Raw genomic sequence first — 18,506 nt, 5'->3', positions numbered from 1 at the left:
AACGTTTTTAACAAAAATCCCCGCACACGATTGATATGGTGCGCGGGGATAGTTTTCACGATAAAAAATTAACAGATTAAAGTATTACCTATTTTAGGATCCACATCAGTTGATTGATTTCATCGTTACCATCATACTGACGTTTCATCGCCTCGTCCAGGTTTGACGCATTGTAGTTATACTCCAGAGCCGGGTAACGCCAGCGTACAGGTATCTTTTGTGGCGCTACGGAGTTCAAACTCGATGCCGGATTAATTTTCCATTTTGGATAACCTGTTCGTCTATAATCATAATATGGTGTCATCACTCCCTGCAAATAACTTGCTAAATATTTCTGTGTTATGATCGCCTCTAGTTGCCCTTCAGTAGAAACGGGAAATTGGTTTCCATAAGTTGTCACTGCTAGATTAATATAGCCCTCATCTAAAGGCATATTATGTGTAAATTGAGCTGTATTAGGCGTATTATCCGCAATAAATTTCATTGAAGCAGCGATACCTTTCTTATACCAATTGGCAGGGGATTCCGCAACCCAGCCCCGTGCAGCAGCTTCTGCGATAACAAAACATAAATGGGCATAACCATACTGTTGCGTAGGTTCGCCACTCACCAACTCAGTATATCGGTCATTTAATTTGGAATAATCATTCTTCTTTTTCAGTTCAGCAATCTCACTGAAAGAGAGGGAGGGGTCTGTCCCCACATACGCATTAAAATCGTTAGACTGTTTCCCATTAGCGATTTGCAACGAAGAGGGGTTTGCATAGTAAAACAACCTTCTATCTTGATATTGTTTTAACCGGTCGATGATCTCCGTCGACACAATGGGATAGATTACAAAACTATTACTCACCTTATAGAATGGGTATGTCTGATCAGCCTTGTCTTCGTGAGTGACTTGAAAATTATCCGCATTCCCCTCGAAAATTGGCTTATTTGCTAAGATGGATTTAAAACGTTCTTTTATTTTCAGCTCCCCATCAGCTTCCTTTTTGCTTAATTGAATCAATACATTCAAAGCAAAGCTGTTTACTAATTTCCGCCATTTTACAATATCACCGGAGAAAATTGGATCCCCGTCAAACTTTACACCTTCAGAAAATAATTTATCAGCTAGCTCCAATTCATTTAGGATCCCAAGAAATACATCTTTCTGCGTATCGTATTTGGGGAAATATATCTTTTCCGTTTCACCTTTTAAAGCATCTTTGTAGGGAATATCTCCAACACTCATCGTTGCGTCATAAAATTTCATGGCACGAGCAAAGTACATTAAGCCATTATAGGAATTCGCTAATGCATCGTTTGTCGCAAATTTTGCCATAAAATGTGCATCATTAATTGCCATCATCGAGATGTCCCGCTCACCGAGACTATTATATTGATAACTTTCTGTCAACTCAGTCCATGCGATCTCCTTAGTAAGCATGTATGGCTGCATAAAGCCTTTGGTATTTGACTGACGCGCCAAATTTAAAACGATTCGTGTCGCCAACATTGATGGCCGTACCGTTGAAGGTGTTTCAGGATTTGTATTTATTTCATCAAATTTAGAACAGCCTGTTGAAAGTAATACCCCTCCCAACGCTAGATATGTCCATATTTTTTTCATTTTCACAAGTGTTTAAAATGTTAAAAGGTAAGGTTCACGTTAAATCCGATATAACGCATCGATGGCGAATTCAAGTCTTCCGATCCGGTATCGGGATCCGAGAAACGGAATTCTTTTGTCCACAGCAGCAGATTCTGCCCAGTTAAACCAACACTCGCCTTTTTTGCCTTCAATTTAGAAGCAAATTTATTCGATACACGATAGCTTAAAGAAAGCTCCCGCAACTTAATGAATGTTTCATCCCAGTAGTTCCAACGACCAGAATAAGCCCTTTTATAGTATCCTTCATACGATACAACCTGATCATTTTTTTCAAACACACGCGTATCTTCAGTGATCTGACCATATTTATCATATTTCACGGTTCCCGAAACGATTTTTACACCCGGAGCGATAAACGTCTTATTACCATTAACAACTTCCTCGTAACGGAATTCAGTATCAGAATCCGGATGTGAGCCCGTCTGCCACAAGCGGGCATTCATTGTTGAATAAGACATTCCTTTTATACGACCGTCGAGACTGAAACCAAATGTAAAATCCTTATAACGGAATTGATTGGAAAACCCCCAAAACCATTTTGGAGCGGTATAACCTACCAGCTGATTCGCGTATTGCGCGGAGATTGGCATACCCGAACTATTTAAAACTAACTGCCCATCAGGTGCCCGCTCCCAATCCTTATATTCAATATAGTCAGCACGAAGCCCCTGTTTTACATATAAAGCATCTTTCGAATATTCTGGGTCTAATTTGTGAAAATAACGTAAGTTCTGAGACAGATTAATTGTAGCATCCCACTGAAAGTTCACCCTTTTGATCGCTGTTGTTCCCAAGGTAATTTCATGTCCCTTGGTCATTTCTTCTTCTTTTGTATTAATAAGGCGCTCTTCAAAGCCTGTCGTTTTTGATATTTTTGCTTTGACGATCTGATTATGTAACAATCGATAATAACGCGTATAATTACCGTAAATCCGATTTTTCAGAATAGCAAAATCAAACCCAAACTCTGTTAAATTACGTTGGGTTGGAGAAATTGAATAGTCCTTGATAATATTCGGGTAAGATGCTGTAGGCATCCCATTCCAAACATTGCCTTTCACTGTAAAAGCCGAATGAACTTCATAAGGATCCAAGACAGATTTAGTTACCGCCCATGATGCCCGCACCTTAAACATATCTAGCCACATTGGCTTTGAAGCAAGCAAATCTGTTACAACGGCGCTTGCAGATAATGATGGATAAAAATAAGAGCGATTTTCTTTTGTTAATGTTGAAACCCAATCATTTCGCCCGGTTGCTTCCAGAAAAAGCGCATTTCGCCACGAAAGTGACAACCGGCCATAAATACCATTGCGCATTTGACGCGGGCGGATTTCTACTGAACTCACTGGACCGATCGAATTACGCAAAGAGTAAAATCCGGGAATGGAAAGTCCATTCATTGTACCCGCAACCAGTGTCTGATCCGAGCTATAGAAAATAGATCCCCCCAACAAGCCGTCTATACCAAAATCGCCAAAACTCTTCTTACCAGTTAAGATTGCGTCATTCGTTGTGCTAAAGCCATTATCGTTAGCTTTTACATATTTACCCTTGCTATCAAATCCTCCAAAAACAGACAAATCATCCCTAAAATCACTAAAACCTCCGCGAGTACCATAAATACCAATTGGATTGCGTTGTGTTCTACTTTTACCATAATAGTCATAACCCGAACGCAACATAAATTTTGCCCAGTCATTTATTTTGTAATTCAAAGTCACCGCAGCATTCATCTTATTGATCAATTCTGGCGTGATTTTCTCATGAGCAATCAAATATGGATTGTCATACCAGCCTTTATACATCCAGTTTTGCGACTGGTCTTTAACGAGCCAATAATCCTTGTAATCTCTCAGGTCGTATTCCGGACCAGTCCAGACAAGGATGTTATAAATATATCCCTGATCATTATAACCTGATCCAAAATTGGTTGAGGAAGAACTCCGATTATAACCCAATCTAGCTTCCAAATCTAATTTATCATTTATTTTAGTAGTCCCGGTCAACGAAATATTTGTCAAATTCAGCTTCTGATTCGGATACTGTCCCTTATTGTAAATATGATTAATTGACGTCCGTATACTACCATGTTCGCCTTGATTTGTAAAACTTACTGTATTATTGGATATAAACCCCGGCTCAAGGAAATTTTTAAAATTATTTTTCCCGCGGGAAGTCAATTCTTGTACTTCATAGGCTTTTGTTATCGGGTTCCATTGCTCTGCTGTACGGCCTATATCCAATTTATCCCCCCATACATAATCATCATTGTTAAATTTCCCGGATTCGCCAGAGGAATAACTATGTTGAACTTCAGGAAGTGCTAGGTAACCTGAAAAGAACATATTATTGGTATTAACCGTTATTTCAGTTCCTTTGTCAGCTAGTCCTTTTTTCGTGGTAATCATAATTGCTCCACCCTCTCCTTTACTACCATAAAGTGCTGTAGCAGTTGCTCCCTTCAGGACATTCATGTCTTGTATGTTATCCACAGGAACATCTCTCAAATCCATATTTTCGTAGGCCACACCGTCGATTACTAGAATTGGAGTTAGTCCGCGTACTTGTATTTCAGGTGTTTTATTAAATTCTGTGCTATTTAATACCCGTACGCCCGAAACACGTCCGGTTAAGGTAGTTCCGACATCTACACCTTTTACACGCGTTAAGTCCTCACCTTTTACACTCTGCGTTGCATACCCCAGAGCCCGTTGCTCACGCTTGATCCCCAAGGCTGTCACCACAACTTCTTCCAGTGCTTCCGATGACTTAGTTAATTTTATTGTGCCCGCCTGCGACACTGGAATATCAACTGTTTCATATCCCAGATAGGAAATTTGAAGCACGGCACTTTCTGTTGCAGATGGCAACTTGAATAGCCCATTTTGATCGGTTGTCGAAGCTATGCTCGAACCTTTCACCCGAACAGTCACGCCAGCAATAGGCAAACCCGTCTCCTGGTCGACAACTTTACCATGAACCTCCTTTTGACCATCAACAAGCACAGCAACACCTCCTTTTTCAATCTCGCTATTTCTTTTCGAAACAACATAAAGCTTATCATCAATTTTTTTTACCTCAAGATTCCCATCTGAAATCGTCTGTATAAACTGGACGATCTGATCTTTTTTGAGATGGCCAATATCAGCACGCTCATTAATCTTCTGATTAGATATTGACGCATCATAACCAAATTTGACATTGAATTTCTGTTCCATCCGAGCAAGGATCTTTCCTATACCTTCACTGGCAGAAAATTGGGCGGCCATGCTTTGAAGTGCTAAAGACTGAAATAGCAATGCTCCTCCCATAAGTTTTAAATAGTAATTGGTTCTTTTCATAAATTACTTTTTGTGGATAATTATTTGATTAAACGCTGTATTGAGAATTTTCAATGATTTTTCTAGATCACTTGCCGGCAGATAGCCCGTAAAACTTTTTGTTTGAAAGGAATCGATCAATTCTAAGTTATAATCCGGATAAAGATTGTTCAGGTCATTCACAATTTGCAAAAGTGGAACTTGATTGAATGATAGAAAGTCACTTTTCCAATTGGATGCTGTTATGGTATCAACAGCAGTGACATTAAATTGCTTATGGCGTACATCATAATCTACCCGCTGCCCAGGAAGAATAACCGAATGTTGTTCACCATGCTTAACCTTAACTTTACCATGATTTAAAACGAGATGTGTCTGTTGAGCAGAACATTTCAAATTGAATGCGGTACCCAAAACCCGCACATCAAAATCGCCTGAATTGACGACAACAAATGCCTTATTGGGATTTTTGGCGACTTCAAAAAATGCTTCTCCGGACAATTTCACCTTTCGTAAGCTGTCAACAGTGAAATCGGATAGTATCGAAATATTAGCGCCCTGACGCAAGGAGATATGCGTGCCATCCAACAAAATAATACGCTTGACAAATTTTGTTGGGTTCGAATATTGAATCGTAGTAAACTTAGCTTCCCGCTGTATCGGTTTAAATACGAGAGAAAAAAGAAAAACAAAACCTGCGAGCAACAATGTTGCTGCGATCACAAGTACCCCCCTTTTGCGTCTCCAAATAGGCCGAACTGTTGGATTTAATCCCTCACCCGTAATCGAATAGAAAATATCATCCGAGATAGAGTTACCCAAATCACAGCTACGATCATCCAATGCGATGACTTCCTCCAAATCGGGTAAATCATCTTTGTCGCAAGAAGTCAGTAAATCTAAAAATATGGCGTTTTCCTGCGGGGTAAGCTCCCCTAATAGGTATTTCTTATATAATGTAGCTATCTTCGGATCCATCATTTTTGCCCTCTTTTAAATACATATACGTATCTAAAAGACGATAAGACGATGCTACACTAAAAAATAGTTAAGAAGATCAACAGGGCTATTGAAATCTCAAAATTATCCAGGATATATTGGCGTACAAACTTATTTCCCTTGACCAGCTGATCACGGACGGTATTAACAGATATGCCTAAACGATCCGCAATCTCCTGGTTATCCAAAAACTCTTCCTTGCTTAACAAGAATATTTCAAGACGTGCTTTAGGAAGTTTTTGAATTGCTTCCCGATAGACACGTTCTAAGTCTTTAAAACGGATAGATTCTTCGTTGGAATTATCCACCAAGGTGGTGGCATCAATTCCTGCAAGGTTAAATTGAAACCGCACTTTTTGCTTCCTAAGTTCATCAAATACGAGATTTTTAGCAACGGTATACAAGTAAGACTGGGGATTTCTTGTTCCGTCCAACTCATTCCATTTATTCCAAATACGAGAAAATGCCTCCTGAACCAAATCGGCGGCAGTATCCTTTTCTTTCACGTGTAATAAGGCATATTTATAGACCTTATCTTTGTAAGACAAAAAGAAATTTTTAAAATCTGGGATATTATTATTTTCAATAGGCATCCTTCATCACTTATAATTGATGCTACAAGTTTAGGGAGAAATTTTCAAAATATTTGAATGAAAATGCACCATAGCTCAAAGCTTAGTTTCACCTTCGGTAGTCATAACATTTTAACTACAATTAGTTTACATACAATTAACTCTTGTATTGCAGATCCCAGAAGTTTTCATAAACGTATTGTTGTGAGGTCAGGAAGTCGATTCTTGCAATAAGATTAAATTCATTAAAAAATCCCATTGGGGTCTCCAATGGGATTAAAAAATGTTTTCTCACTAAATAGACAACCTTATTTTATGAGCGGGAATGGGCCCAAAAAGTAACTTCCTCTTTTATAGAAACGAAGGAAAAAATCCAGTACTGGTTCTTCCAACGGGAAGAAGAATTGTTTGTCCACCTCCGTTTTGAATAAGTTGGCGTAGTACTTTGGCAATTCGCCAGGAAAAAAGTCTTCGACCAAAAGATTCAAGAAATAACGGGCAAACGGAACTTCTGCTGGGGTTCCCTCCTCTTCCTTTTCAATAAATGGATTATGCTCCAATGGAAAGAATTCTTCTATTCCACCAAACACCTCTAATCCTGTCTTTGGGTTGAAGAAAACCGTCACTTTCGCATCTGCTGTCAGATCCAAATTCGATTCTGGAAGTGCCGATTCCTCTTTGCTTGGATATTTTTGCTGATATGTTTGAAAGAATTTGTTTGCAAATTCTTTCACTTCTCGTCCCTCCATAAAAGCTACAGCGGCCTTTTGCTCAGACTGGAATAATTTACCCATATCTTTCAATTGCTTCTCTGTTTTTTTCAAGCTCTTGTCCTTACCGGACATCGCTTCAATGCGGTAGGTCATTTCATATTGTTCCGGCAGATCGAAATTCACTTCGTCCGGATTGACCACCGTCATAATTCCGGACAGATTCCAAGCATCTTTCCAGGGAACGATTTCCATATAGAAAGATAATGTCGTAGAAGGCTCTGAAAATTCCCGAATTGAATCTTTATAAATCTTGAATACCGTTTTTGTATTGATATGTTTTACATGGACAAACTGTTCATCCGTTTTTACATAGTCAAAAAAGCTATGGATGCGGTTCCCCAGCGTCTTGACGGAACTATAGAGGGCATGTTCCTTACCAACTACTTCCGCAACAAATTCTGATGATTTAAGAGCAAATAAGTGCAGTCTATAGTTATTGAAGTGATTATCACGGACACGATAGATCATTTGCTGCAACTGTGCCTGATCGTGCTGATATCTTCCCAATTCTGCAACCTGCATCAGATGGTTAAGATTGGTATTATATTCACCTGCTGTCAGATAGTTTGTTGCGACAAGTTTTTCGATAAAATTACGAACCTCAAAATAATCCGCATTTTCATCCAGTGTATATTCTGATTTTAACTTTGGATTCTCAGGGGCCACTTCATAATGTTCCTCCAGAATAGCATAGGTAAGATCCGTTACCAATTGTATCAAACGGCCATGAGGATCGATAAACAGATGTGGGTTGCGCTCACTAAAAAATAACCAGGTTAATACAGCAACATCTTCGCTATTGATATCCTCAGGATAGTAATCCAACAGATTGTTGTCCTTGTAGAAGGGTAGGAACTCATTGTACAATTCTTTATGAATGGTTCTAAAAGCCGCAAATATCCCTGTGTTGGCAATAACATCCTCCAAATAACAGGTCAGGTAAATACTTAATGTTTTTAAGGCATCAGTCTGAATTAGGTCATTCGTTTCCGGTTCTTCAAACCACAATGTCGATAAATTATCGTTGATCTGATTAGCAACTTTTAAGTAATAACTATCTATATCGTTTGCTTTCTGGTAAGTATGATGTGCAATCCAATCTTGAATAAAAATTCTGTTTCCTCTCATATGAAAAATGCTAAATCCAAAAGTAGCCAAATTTTCGAAATTTCCATGATTACAAAACACATGCGTAAACGAAAATAATTCCGACAAATCCATCTGACCTGTAAAGAATAAAAGAACTTCCGATAAATTCGTCCCATCGACATGAATGAGCGTTTAGCAGAAACAAAAAAAGATGCCTTATGAGCATCTCTTTATCGTAATTTTTTTTCCTTTATCCTGCAGCAGTGACATTATCATTGCTTCCCAAATGATCTTGAAGCGTCGGATTCAAGATATTACATGTTTTTAATAAGTCGCGTACGGGATATTTCGCAACGATCTCCTCCAGCGCAGTCAAATGACGGCTATGATGTACATCCGTCCCTACGAAATCATACATGCCCGATTTAATCATCGTTAAAGCTGCAGATTTCACTTCAACACCATAATATCTGCTGACCGACAGCAGATTTAATTGCAACATACAACCAGCATCTTTGATCTGCTTGTACATATTAAAATTATAATGGTAATAATTATAACGCTCTGGATGTGCCAATATTGGCTGATAACCAAGCTTTTGAATATCCAGAATAGTTTGAAATAACGCTTTGGATTCCTGCAGGTAAGACATTTCAATGAGCACATAGCCACCCGGCATTACACAAAGCTCGTTAGTATCGATCAACCTTGCAATTCCGTCATCTATCATATGCTCAGCGGCAGGATAAATCTCCGGAATAGTAGGCAGATGTTTTATACCATTCACCAACTTGTTTTTGGCATCCTCGATTGTTTGGATTGAATTCGGATGCACCCCATCCATAATATGCGGTGTACAAATAAATTTTTCAAATCCCATTCTTCCCAGGCCTTTCAACAAATCAATTGATTGTTCAATGGACTGACTTCCGTCATCTATTCCCGGGAGGATATGGTTGTGCATATCCACTTCCAAAAAGGCGAGTGTACCAACAACCTTTATTTTTGAATCTTGAGTTTTGTTACCAAACAGTTTTGAAAATATCCCCATATCAAGTACAAATCGTTTTTTATCCTATTATTTGCAAATAACAAACCACAAAAATACTACTATCGGTCTAAACATCGTGTAACATTATAAAAATATAACCTTAATATTACAAACTTTGCATCAAACAATTTTACAATTAAATTGTTTGATGCTCGGTATAATCTTTCTATTTGTCAATCTCCAGTAGAATCTGGTCAATCATATAACTAATTGCCCCCTCCTTTGTCTGTGGAAGCTTTGAAGACATCTCTGCCTCCATACGGTTACCTACGATACCTTTTGAGGTGATTGCCGTACTGCCATATTGATTCAGCTGTGCAAAAGTTTTGTCCCATTGTCTTCCGGGACTAATGCCCATCTCTTGAAGCATGGCGGGCAACTTTTGCAGGTCAAAAGCTGCTGACATTTTATTTTGTTTCATCAACTTAATAAAATCTTTATTCGCAGGGGCTGCCATCTTATTTTGGCGGATATCAAGTAGCGATAAAGAATCATTACTTACCATCACCAAATCATCTTTCAGCAGCACATACATCGGCAAATCCATTGCTTTTTTTGAAGAAAATGCATAGATACCATCCTGTGTTTTGCCTAAGGATTTGGCAATCGCTAGATCCAGTCCTTTTTTAATCAGACGTTGATCCTTCGAAGTAAACATCCAGATAAATACCGGTAAGGTTTCATCCTTTGTTTTCTTTACTTCTGTGGCATTATAATCATCGTCATAGGTATAATCAATATATTCTTTTCTAAATTTACGCAAACCATTGACCACAAAAAGATGATCTCCGGGCATTACCTGTGCAATGGCTTTCTCATCTAGTGCAACTTCAAGCGCCATCAGCCCCCATTCAACTAAATCTTGCTGGGGGCCCAATAATCCGCCATAGTATTTGGCCATATAACTAGGCATATCGCGTAAATAAGCTTCTGAATTAATATTAAAATTAAAGAACCCAAGCGTTTTATCGGTCAAAAATTTACTGAATTTTCCATTTGGCTTTCTGGCATAAAACCGTTTGGACATTTCAGCAAGATCTCTATCTAAGCCCATCGAACCTTTTAATTTCAATACATTTCCTTCCTGCGATAAATCGAGCACTCCATCCTGATATCCTGTTCTAAACTTATCCATATTGATGCCCATATAGAGATAAGGAATCGATTTATAAGGCATAAGGCCGCGGTAAAGTTCTTCAACATTCGGTACGTACAGACGGATCAATCCCAGGTTTTTCAGCACCTTATTCTGATCCGAAACAGAGAGCGGCTTATAGGAAGCAGACAGCAAACGTGTAGCTTCGCCTGTCAACCATTTATCACGAAGCGCATTACGAATGGAATCATTTTTTCGATTTTGATCCTCATAGGCTGTATAAAGCGAATCGTAATAACTTGGATCATGCATTTCCGCCGGAGCGACATCCATTGGCACAGTTGCCTCCACACTCGCTACGCCCCTATCTGGCACACTCTCCACAATAATCGGCGGACTCAGTGGCTCTATTTCCTTTTCGCCTTCTTCCCAATCTACCGCAACTGCTGCCGAATCCGCAACTGCCGCCGCAGAATCTATCTCTGGAGAATATGCATCAGCCGCAGGGTCCATGTAGGCTACTTTTTTTATCCCGTAGCGGTTTGCAACGGAGTCGTTGTCGAGGAAGGTAGTATTCATCGTCGACGAAATAAAACGTGCCATTCGGTCATTATAAACCAACATGCTCCCCGGTTTCAGTGCTATACTTGAATAACCATTGGCAAAGGGTTTCGGCTCTCCTGCATCATGTAATAATTTTTCAAACTGACCTTTATTGGACAGCGGAAATATAAACTCGATAAAACTCACGCTATCTGTCTTTCTGCTATAGAAATAAGACGTCTGCGTAAGGTCAATACCTAGGTTTTTGATATCGTTCCCAACTGAAGCACCCGACTTTTCAATCCGTTTGAAGAGGCCGGCTTTCTGAAGCAACTCGTTCAATTTGTTTGCATTTGCTTTCTGCACAATCTCCTTTACATTAAAGGCTGCGATCATTTCAGCTTCTTCGGGAATGAGCTTAATTAAATCTTGCGATTTCACGCTCCCCATCAGGGACAGACAGGCCAGTCCGGTCAATAAAATTTTTGATTTCATATAGGTTATTTTGTTAATGTGATTTTATTTGCCAATGTAGATTTACCATAGACCAGATCAGTAAATAATAACTTTAATAGCACTCCTCTCTTGTTTCCTGCAACTTTTGCTTTACTATTTTCCTGTGACGCGAGCGGTTTTTCAAATCGAATGATCTGGGTATAAAAAGCATCTGCAAATTGCGCCGTGTTGTCGCTTCCCAACTGATTGAATTTAGCCTTCCAGGTATTAGAAGCTACAAATTTACGTTCAAATATATTGGTCTGCGCATTGTAATAATAGCGATTTGAGTTTGAGATCTTCGTCTTAAACCGATTGGCCAATATATCAGAAAAAGCATTTAACGACTCGATCTGACTAAAATCACAGGAAATATTGACAATAAAGTTTGTGAAATCTGTTTGATACTGTACATTAGAGATCCCCTTCGTCTGTTTAAGCAACTGAACCGCAGCCCGAATCTCCTTTTCTATTTCGGCTTGCGTTGGTATCTGTATGCCTTTAATACTCTTCATCTTCATCAAGGATGAGACTTTTGTTTTACTTTTACTTAGATTCAATGTTGCTGCAATATGCCCTGAACCGTTAGGCTTAAGGTCAATCTGTTCGACAAAGTCAAAACAACCGGACAATGTAAAAACCATTACCAATGCACATAAAGCCACACAGAGCCTGTTCACTTGTCCTTTTAATTCAAATACTCCCTTCATTTCTTAGCTGTACAGATTAATAATTTATCAAATCAATATATGTTCGGGCATTAACAGCAAACATTGTGCTATTTTCTTTACTTTAGGAAAATTTCAATAAAAAGCATTTAAAATATGCTTTTCCAGATCACAATAAATACACGATCCATCATTGTTCGTAAAACCTGCACAAAATCAAGTACGAACTAAAATGCCACAACTTGAAGTAGTTGAAATACCATTGGAAGCCAATCAAAAATTCACAAAAAACAAAATAATTATACCTAAGAATCAAACACATACTTTTGCGAAACATTTATTGAAGCAAAAATGCAGGTTAGCGCCCTTTTTGTTTAGTTTTTCTAGCTACTTTTGCCGTCTCATTATTTACAAACACTAACGATCGAAATGATTTACAAGCTAATGGCTATTCCACAGCATACCATGTGCCGAATAGTTTACCTGATGACCGCATTGCTTATCTTCAACGCATGTCAAAAAAATAATTCCCGAATTGAACATGCTGCGCTACAAATTACACCTACCATCGTGGGGCAAATAAACACGAATGCGATAGAAAGCCCCTGGAATAAGAATGATCAAATTGGCGTTTATATGATCAGAAACGGACAGGCATTAAGTTCAAGTTCTATTGTGAACGGAATTAATAATCACCTATTTACCATCAATGGCAAAGTATTTCAAAGCAAAACACCTAGTTATTTACCCAATGAACAAGTAGATTTCATTGCCTATTATCCTTACAGATCCATTAGCGATTTTAAATACCCTCTTGATGTAAGTGATCAAACAAACCTATCGGCATTGGATTTCATGTATGCAAGCAATACAAAAAACATCAGCAAAACGAACAATACCATCCCGCTTAATTTTGTAAGACAGTTAAGCAAGATTTCTATTCATCTTTCCATTACCAACACGGCCGCTTTGGAAGCCGGTCCGATTACAGTAAGTATTCCATCAGTACATACAACAGCAGGATTTGATCTTTCAACAGGCAAATTGACTATCAATCCCAATGAAAAAAAAGATATTCAGGCAAACGTAACGGCGAGCAGCAGGCAAACTGCTACAATAGAATTCATACTCCTTCCCGGAGAGGACATCACCCAAAAGACAATTAAATTTATAGCTCCGAATGGTGATCCTTATACCTGGACAATACCGCAAAATGAACAGCTAAAAAAACTGATCGGCGGGAATCTTTATCGGTTTAATATCAGCATTAACAAGGGTAAACTAAGTGGTGAAACCGGCAACTCTCAAGCTTATCTTGAAATCCCCAAAATGAACGATCTAAATAATGATGAGGTCTTTGTACAGCACTTTCTTCCCGACGCAAAAACAGAAAGAAACTATGCGATGTTGTACAATAAAAAACTTAAAATGGCTTACTGGGTTGCTTATCCGTTATATCGTGATATTTTAGGCTCTGGCAATCGCACCGATGCATGGGCATACGACCCCTCCGTATCGACAGCATTCCAGCCAACGCTTTTTAAAGGATTTCAGCCAACAGGTTATGACCGCGGTCATCAACTTCCCAGCGCGGATCGAAACCTGAATATAACGCAGAATAAAACAACATTTTACTTCACCAATATGACGGCTCAAGCATCCCGTCTCAATCAGGGAATCTGGGCAAATCTGGAAACAAAGGTGAGAACCTGGACCGCACAGTGTGACACCATGTATGTTGTAACAGGAGCAATGCCTACAAGTGAAATGGACAACCTACTTGACTTTGCTACGGACAATGACGGGAAAGACATTGCAAAGCCAAAATACTATTTCAAAGCATTGGCAATGAAAAAAGGGAACGAATACTATACCATTGGCTATAAGATAAACAATATTACCCCTCCATCAGGAAGTACTTTTGACAGTTACAGATTAACAGTAAGCGAACTGGAAAAAGCAACAGGCTTTACTTTCTTTCCCGATTTAGATAATGCAAAAAAAGAGAGTATAGATAGCCGTATCTGGAAATAATTCATGGTTTAATTATACTATTTCATTCAGATTAAAACAGCCGTTTGGCCTTGATAAAACCAAAAAATCCGAAGATTTCTACTGTTAAAAGCCAAAGCACGATTATTTGTGCTTTGGCTTTTTTTACCGATATCGCCACTGTTCTCCAAAAAATTTGACATTCCTAAAAAAACACCATTTTATAGATGAATATCACTATAAATCCATCGCGGTTTTTTATTAGATTTAGCCCATGAAGCTAATAATATTTGATCTGGACGGCACATTGCTGGATACTTTGCAAGATCTTGGGGACAGCTGTAATGCCATTCTTCAACGATATGGTTATCCTACACATCCGCTTTCTGCTTACAAGAAATTTGTGGGCAATGGTGTACAAAAATTGATTGAACGCGCATTACCTGAAGATGCACGATCAGAAAACATAATTACTACTTTGCTAACTGCATTTAAAGCATATTACGAGCAAAAGCCTGTATCGCACACAAAACCATATACCGGAATCATGCCGCTGCTAGAAGAATTGAAATCGTCGGGTTATTTGATCTCAGTAGCATCCAATAAGTATCATGAGGCGGTTATTCCTTTAATTGAACACTATTTTCCCACGATCGCTTTTGATCTGGTCCTTGGTCACCGCACGGGACATCCGGCCAAACCTGATCCAGACATTGTCCTGGAAACCCTACGAACATTAAGCATAGCAAAAGAGAACTGTTACTATGTTGGTGATTCTTCCGTTGATATGGACACCGCCAATAACGCTGCTGTGACTGCAATTGGTGTGACTTGGGGCTTTCGCGAGGAGAACGAATTGAGACAGCACGGCGCACAGCATATTATCCACCATCCACAGGAACTGTCGGCAATTGTATAAAAGAAAAAGCGGAATCTAAATCAACACTGATTTAAATCCCGCTTTTTTAGATCACTCCAAATGGTCTGGATTAGGGCTCATACGCATTTAAAATGAAATTGTAAAATTTCCAACCTAATGCAGGAAATTACATCTTTGCATCCATTAATTTATCACTTTGCGATTTTGGTTTACCTAGTTTCATTTTTACAACGAAAGCTTTATCTGCACGAAATGTCCCCGGAAGAACAACATCATAGTAGGTATTCTTGTCAAGATCCAACCCAATGTCGGAACGTTTAAGATCCAAAGATTGACCATCTTGCAACAATACAGCTTCCACCGGAACCTCCGCAGCGTTCTTGGGAACAGCTATACGTACAATATTGTTGACAGGGCGGTTAAACACAGTAAGGTAGAGGTTGTCGGCCTTTTTCGTGAAATACCCCAACTTGGATGGCGCAAGCCCCGCATGTCTGGCACCATACACGGCTTCTCCGTTTATCTTGATCCAATCGCCGATCTCTTTTGCCAATTTATCCTCTCCGGGATGCATCCGTCCATTTCCGTCAGGGCCAAAGTTCAACACAAAATCACCATTCATGGAAACACAATTCATCAACATATCGATCAGATCTTCTGAGGTCTTCGTATAAATTCCCGACCAGTCTTTCATATACCCCCAACCATTCGGAGGAATCGTCATGACACAGTCCCAGTCACGTCCCTCCAGCCATTCAAATTCCTTCGGCATTTTTCGTTCCCAACCTTGTTCATAATCACCTAACATTTCACCGTTGGAGTCGAAATGCCGTTTTCCAAATTCGTCATTTCTAAATCTGCTTCCGATTATCAATCCCGGGTGTTTTTTACGTAGCTCCTGCTCTAATTTATACGTAAAATCATAGGCTTGGATCCAAGATTGATCCCAGGTACCATCAAACCAAAAACCTTTTATCTGTGGGTAGTTTTGTAGAAGTTCCAACAACTGATTACGCGTATATTCTAAGAATTTATTGAATTTAGCCTTTTCTTCAGGAGTAACGGGAGCTTTCCCCATATAGTTTGAATTATTCCATTCTAGAATTGAAAAATACAAAAATACATCTATTCCTTCTGCTGTATAAGCATCTACGACCTGCCTGACGATATCTTTCTTATAAGGGCTTTTCTTGATAGTATAATCTGTATACTTAGATGGCCATAGCGCAAATCCATCATGATGTTTTGTTGTAAAAATAAGATACTTCGCACCCATTTCTTTTGCCTGCTTAGCCCAGTTTTTTGCGTCAAAACCTGTAGGATTAAACTGTTTATAGAGGTTATCATAAGTATTTTTCCAATCTTTCGGTGCCGTTGGCCCACTCCAGGTGCGTATCCATTCGGATGCCGCCGCTCCCTTCCGTGCGCTTACTCCTTCCCATTCATTACCTGGAATCGCATACAAGCCCCAATGGATAAATTGTCCTAATCCATAGTTTCGGAACCGTTCCATGGCCTCATCTGTCCGATGTGCGGGCGTTAAAGGTCCGTATTTTACGTCTACTTTGTTTTCTACTTTCTTACGAGGACCAGTCCACTGTGCCGAAGTAGTTTTTATCCCTAGCAATATGTTGCCGAGAATCAATGCTGTGATTAATTTATTATATTTCATCTTATCATTTCTTTAAAAATCGACTCCTCCCAACGAAAGATTGAATCGGTGTTTATTAACTGGAATTATGTTGCCCATCCGACGATCACTTTGGATTATCTATATATTGCTTTTGTGATTTCTTAATTACCGCAGGCTCTGGGTTACTGTCCTTAAAGGGATCAAAGTAATACAGTCCCTGATCGCGGTACAAGGACAAGTGCTTTTCTAATTTTCGTGTAAATTCATCAAAATTACGGCTGGGTCCGGGTACCCACGCCGCCTCCGCAAGTGCCGCTATTCTCGGAAACACAAGATAATCCAGGCGATTGACATTGGTCACTGTCTCTGTCCAAAGATTAGCCTGAATACCCAAGACCTGTTTTTTCCGTTTACCCAAACTATCCAGTTGGCTTCCGGCAAAATTGTACACATCCTGCAAAGAATTAAAGCCTTTGCCCCATTTACGACCGTGCTTATGATTCTCTTGTTGTACAAAATCAAAATACATTGGCAGTCTAGGAGTTAATATAGTCTGATAGCCTTTATCCAAAATTTTGTTCAGCTGCTCCGGTTTATCATGACGCCACCACATCATGACCGTCTGATCCTTAGCCAGCTTTGCATCCACCATTTCGTCCCAAACAATAATCTTTCCGTTTATCCTAGCCACAGAATCAGCCATACGACGAATAAAATACTCTTCAACTTCTTTGTTGGACTTTAGAGCTATTGTCTTTTTCAATTCCTCAACTTTGGCGTCATTATCCCAGGCATCGCTGCCAAAGGCGACCTCATCTCCTCCCAAATGAATATAGACAGAAGGAAACAGCGATTTCACTTCACGCAAAACACCTGTCAAAAATGTATATGTTGTATTCTTGGCAGGGTGGAAAGTGAAATCAGGGTGCTTTTCGTTGCCTCCACCAGTGAGAAAAGGATAAGCCCGGTTTGCGGCTGTAGCGTGCCCCGGCATATCAATTTCAGGAATGACCTCAATATTTCGTTCAGCAGCGTAACCAATGATCTCACTGATATCAGCCTGACTATAATACTGTACCGGAGCGTAAGGATCAAGATAGTTGCCTATTCCCCCAACTTGGGTTAACCAGGGATATTTTTGTATACTGAGCCGCCATGCCGGTTCATCTGTCAAATGCCAATGGAATTTATTCAACTTGTAAAAAGCCATCCAATCCAATAAAGATTTAACCTTCTCTTTACCGAAAAAATGACGTGATTCATCCAGCATAAACCCCCTCCAGGCAAATTGAGGTTTGTCTTCGATTTCAACAGTAGGCAAAATAAACGTTCCATTTTTTCTTTCGGCAATAGCAAGCAGTTGATCTAAACTAGACAACGCATTGACAAAGCCCGGATGGCCAGATGCGCTAACCTCAATATGTGTCTGATTGATCCTAACGCGATACGTTTCGTTTTCCAATTTGCTATCATGCTTCACAATAATTTTAGCGTCCCTCTCAGGAGAAGTGTAGGTTGAAATCCCAAAACGGCTCAGCATTAATTTTCTGAGATAACCCAGAGAAGATTCAAATACAACATCCCCAACTACCCCAATTTGATCTCTCAGTATTAACTTTTCCTTTCCTAACTCATATTTCAGAGGATGCGGAATAATGGCAATTTGGGCAATTGCCTCCTGAACAAGCAAGCATATAGCACAAAGTACAGGTATTAATTTATATTTCATCTGATAATT

12 protein-coding genes are annotated in these 18,506 nt (G+C 39.4%); 2 read left to right on the top strand and 10 right to left on the bottom strand.

The window, feature by feature from the left end:
• Nucleotides 1-88: 88 nt before the first annotated feature.
• From B4G94_RS10680 to B4G94_RS10645, 8 genes are all read right to left on the bottom strand, one after another.
• Nucleotides 89-1,612 carry a SusD/RagB family nutrient-binding outer membrane lipoprotein gene (locus B4G94_RS10680; protein WP_286858796.1) on the bottom strand — a complete coding sequence of 508 codons (1,524 nt, stop codon included), beginning with the start codon at nucleotides 1,610-1,612 and terminating at the stop codon, nucleotides 89-91.
• 20 nt (nucleotides 1,613-1,632) lie between these two features.
• Nucleotides 1,633-4,998 (bottom strand): SusC/RagA family TonB-linked outer membrane protein, encoded by a 3,366-nt coding sequence (locus B4G94_RS10675; RefSeq protein WP_286858795.1) that lies wholly within the window; start codon nucleotides 4,996-4,998, stop codon nucleotides 1,633-1,635.
• Between the two features lie 3 nt (nucleotides 4,999-5,001).
• Nucleotides 5,002-5,958 (bottom strand): FecR family protein, encoded by a 957-nt coding sequence (locus tag B4G94_RS10670; protein ID WP_286858793.1) that lies wholly within the window; start codon nucleotides 5,956-5,958, stop codon nucleotides 5,002-5,004.
• 56 nt (nucleotides 5,959-6,014) lie between these two features.
• Nucleotides 6,015-6,569: an RNA polymerase sigma-70 factor gene (locus B4G94_RS10665; RefSeq protein ID WP_108636361.1), complete on the bottom strand. Its 555-nt coding sequence runs from the start codon at nucleotides 6,567-6,569 to the stop codon at nucleotides 6,015-6,017.
• Between the two features lie 287 nt (nucleotides 6,570-6,856).
• On the bottom strand, nucleotides 6,857-8,449 hold the full coding sequence (locus B4G94_RS10660) for a DUF3843 family protein (RefSeq protein WP_286858792.1): 1,593 nt from the start codon (nucleotides 8,447-8,449) through the stop codon (nucleotides 6,857-6,859).
• A gap of 211 nt (nucleotides 8,450-8,660) precedes the next feature.
• Nucleotides 8,661-9,461 (bottom strand): tyrosine-protein phosphatase, encoded by an 801-nt coding sequence (locus B4G94_RS10655; protein WP_286858790.1) that lies wholly within the window; start codon nucleotides 9,459-9,461, stop codon nucleotides 8,661-8,663.
• Nucleotides 9,462-9,627: 166 nt separating this feature from the next.
• A complete protein-coding gene (locus B4G94_RS10650) occupies nucleotides 9,628-11,595 on the bottom strand; it encodes a DUF4836 family protein (RefSeq protein ID WP_286858789.1) in 1,968 nt (655 codons plus the stop codon).
• A 5-nt stretch (nucleotides 11,596-11,600) separates the two neighbouring features.
• A complete protein-coding gene (locus tag B4G94_RS10645; RefSeq protein WP_165305401.1) occupies nucleotides 11,601-12,305 on the bottom strand; it encodes a hypothetical protein in 705 nt (234 codons plus the stop codon).
• A gap of 387 nt (nucleotides 12,306-12,692) precedes the next feature.
• Between B4G94_RS10645 and B4G94_RS10640 the strand changes: the two genes are divergently transcribed.
• Nucleotides 12,693-14,297: a fimbrillin family protein gene (locus tag B4G94_RS10640; RefSeq protein ID WP_286858787.1), complete on the top strand. Its 1,605-nt coding sequence runs from the start codon at nucleotides 12,693-12,695 to the stop codon at nucleotides 14,295-14,297.
• A 232-nt stretch (nucleotides 14,298-14,529) separates the two neighbouring features.
• A complete protein-coding gene (locus B4G94_RS10635; RefSeq protein WP_108636366.1) occupies nucleotides 14,530-15,174 on the top strand; it encodes an HAD family hydrolase in 645 nt (214 codons plus the stop codon).
• Nucleotides 15,175-15,301: 127 nt separating this feature from the next.
• On the opposite strand, the gene B4G94_RS10630 is transcribed toward B4G94_RS10635, so the two are convergent.
• Together B4G94_RS10630 and B4G94_RS10625 are read right to left on the bottom strand one after the other, a co-directional pair.
• A complete protein-coding gene (locus B4G94_RS10630) occupies nucleotides 15,302-16,807 on the bottom strand; it encodes an alpha-L-fucosidase (protein ID WP_286858785.1) in 1,506 nt (501 codons plus the stop codon).
• Nucleotides 16,808-16,892: 85 nt separating this feature from the next.
• Complete coding sequence (locus B4G94_RS10625; protein WP_286858783.1) at nucleotides 16,893-18,497, bottom strand: beta-N-acetylhexosaminidase; 1,605 nt, start codon at nucleotides 18,495-18,497, stop codon at nucleotides 16,893-16,895.
• Nucleotides 18,498-18,506: the final 9 nt, after the last annotated feature.

The sequence above is a fragment of the Sphingobacterium sp. UBA7625 genome (assembly GCF_002484085.1).
GTDB classification, from domain to species: domain Bacteria; phylum Bacteroidota; class Bacteroidia; order Sphingobacteriales; family Sphingobacteriaceae; genus Sphingobacterium; species Sphingobacterium athyrii.
This window is presented reverse-complemented; position numbering and strand designations above follow the sequence as displayed.

Bases quoted from the DNA above. Each gene is read 5' to 3' on its own strand.
- B4G94_RS10650 (WP_286858789.1), bottom strand. From the start codon at position 11,595: ATGAAATCAAAAATTTTATTGACCGGACTGGCCTGTCTGTCCCTGATG.
- B4G94_RS10680 (WP_286858796.1), bottom strand. From the start codon at position 1,612: ATGAAAAAAATATGGACATATCTAGCGTTGGGAGGGGTATTACTTTCA.
- B4G94_RS10640 (WP_286858787.1), top strand. From the start codon at position 12,693: ATGATTTACAAGCTAATGGCTATTCCACAGCATACCATGTGCCGAATA.
- B4G94_RS10675 (WP_286858795.1), bottom strand. From the start codon at position 4,998: ATGAAAAGAACCAATTACTATTTAAAACTTATGGGAGGAGCATTGCTA.
- B4G94_RS10655 (WP_286858790.1), bottom strand. From the start codon at position 9,461: ATGGGGATATTTTCAAAACTGTTTGGTAACAAAACTCAAGATTCAAAA.
- B4G94_RS10670 (WP_286858793.1), bottom strand. From the start codon at position 5,958: ATGATGGATCCGAAGATAGCTACATTATATAAGAAATACCTATTAGGG.
- B4G94_RS10645 (WP_165305401.1), bottom strand. From the start codon at position 12,305: ATGAAGGGAGTATTTGAATTAAAAGGACAAGTGAACAGGCTCTGTGTG.
- B4G94_RS10660 (WP_286858792.1), bottom strand. From the start codon at position 8,449: ATGAGAGGAAACAGAATTTTTATTCAAGATTGGATTGCACATCATACT.
- B4G94_RS10625 (WP_286858783.1), bottom strand. From the start codon at position 18,497: ATGAAATATAAATTAATACCTGTACTTTGTGCTATATGCTTGCTTGTT.
- B4G94_RS10630 (WP_286858785.1), bottom strand. From the start codon at position 16,807: ATGAAATATAATAAATTAATCACAGCATTGATTCTCGGCAACATATTG.
- B4G94_RS10635 (WP_108636366.1), top strand. From the start codon at position 14,530: ATGAAGCTAATAATATTTGATCTGGACGGCACATTGCTGGATACTTTG.
- B4G94_RS10665 (WP_108636361.1), bottom strand. From the start codon at position 6,569: ATGCCTATTGAAAATAATAATATCCCAGATTTTAAAAATTTCTTTTTG.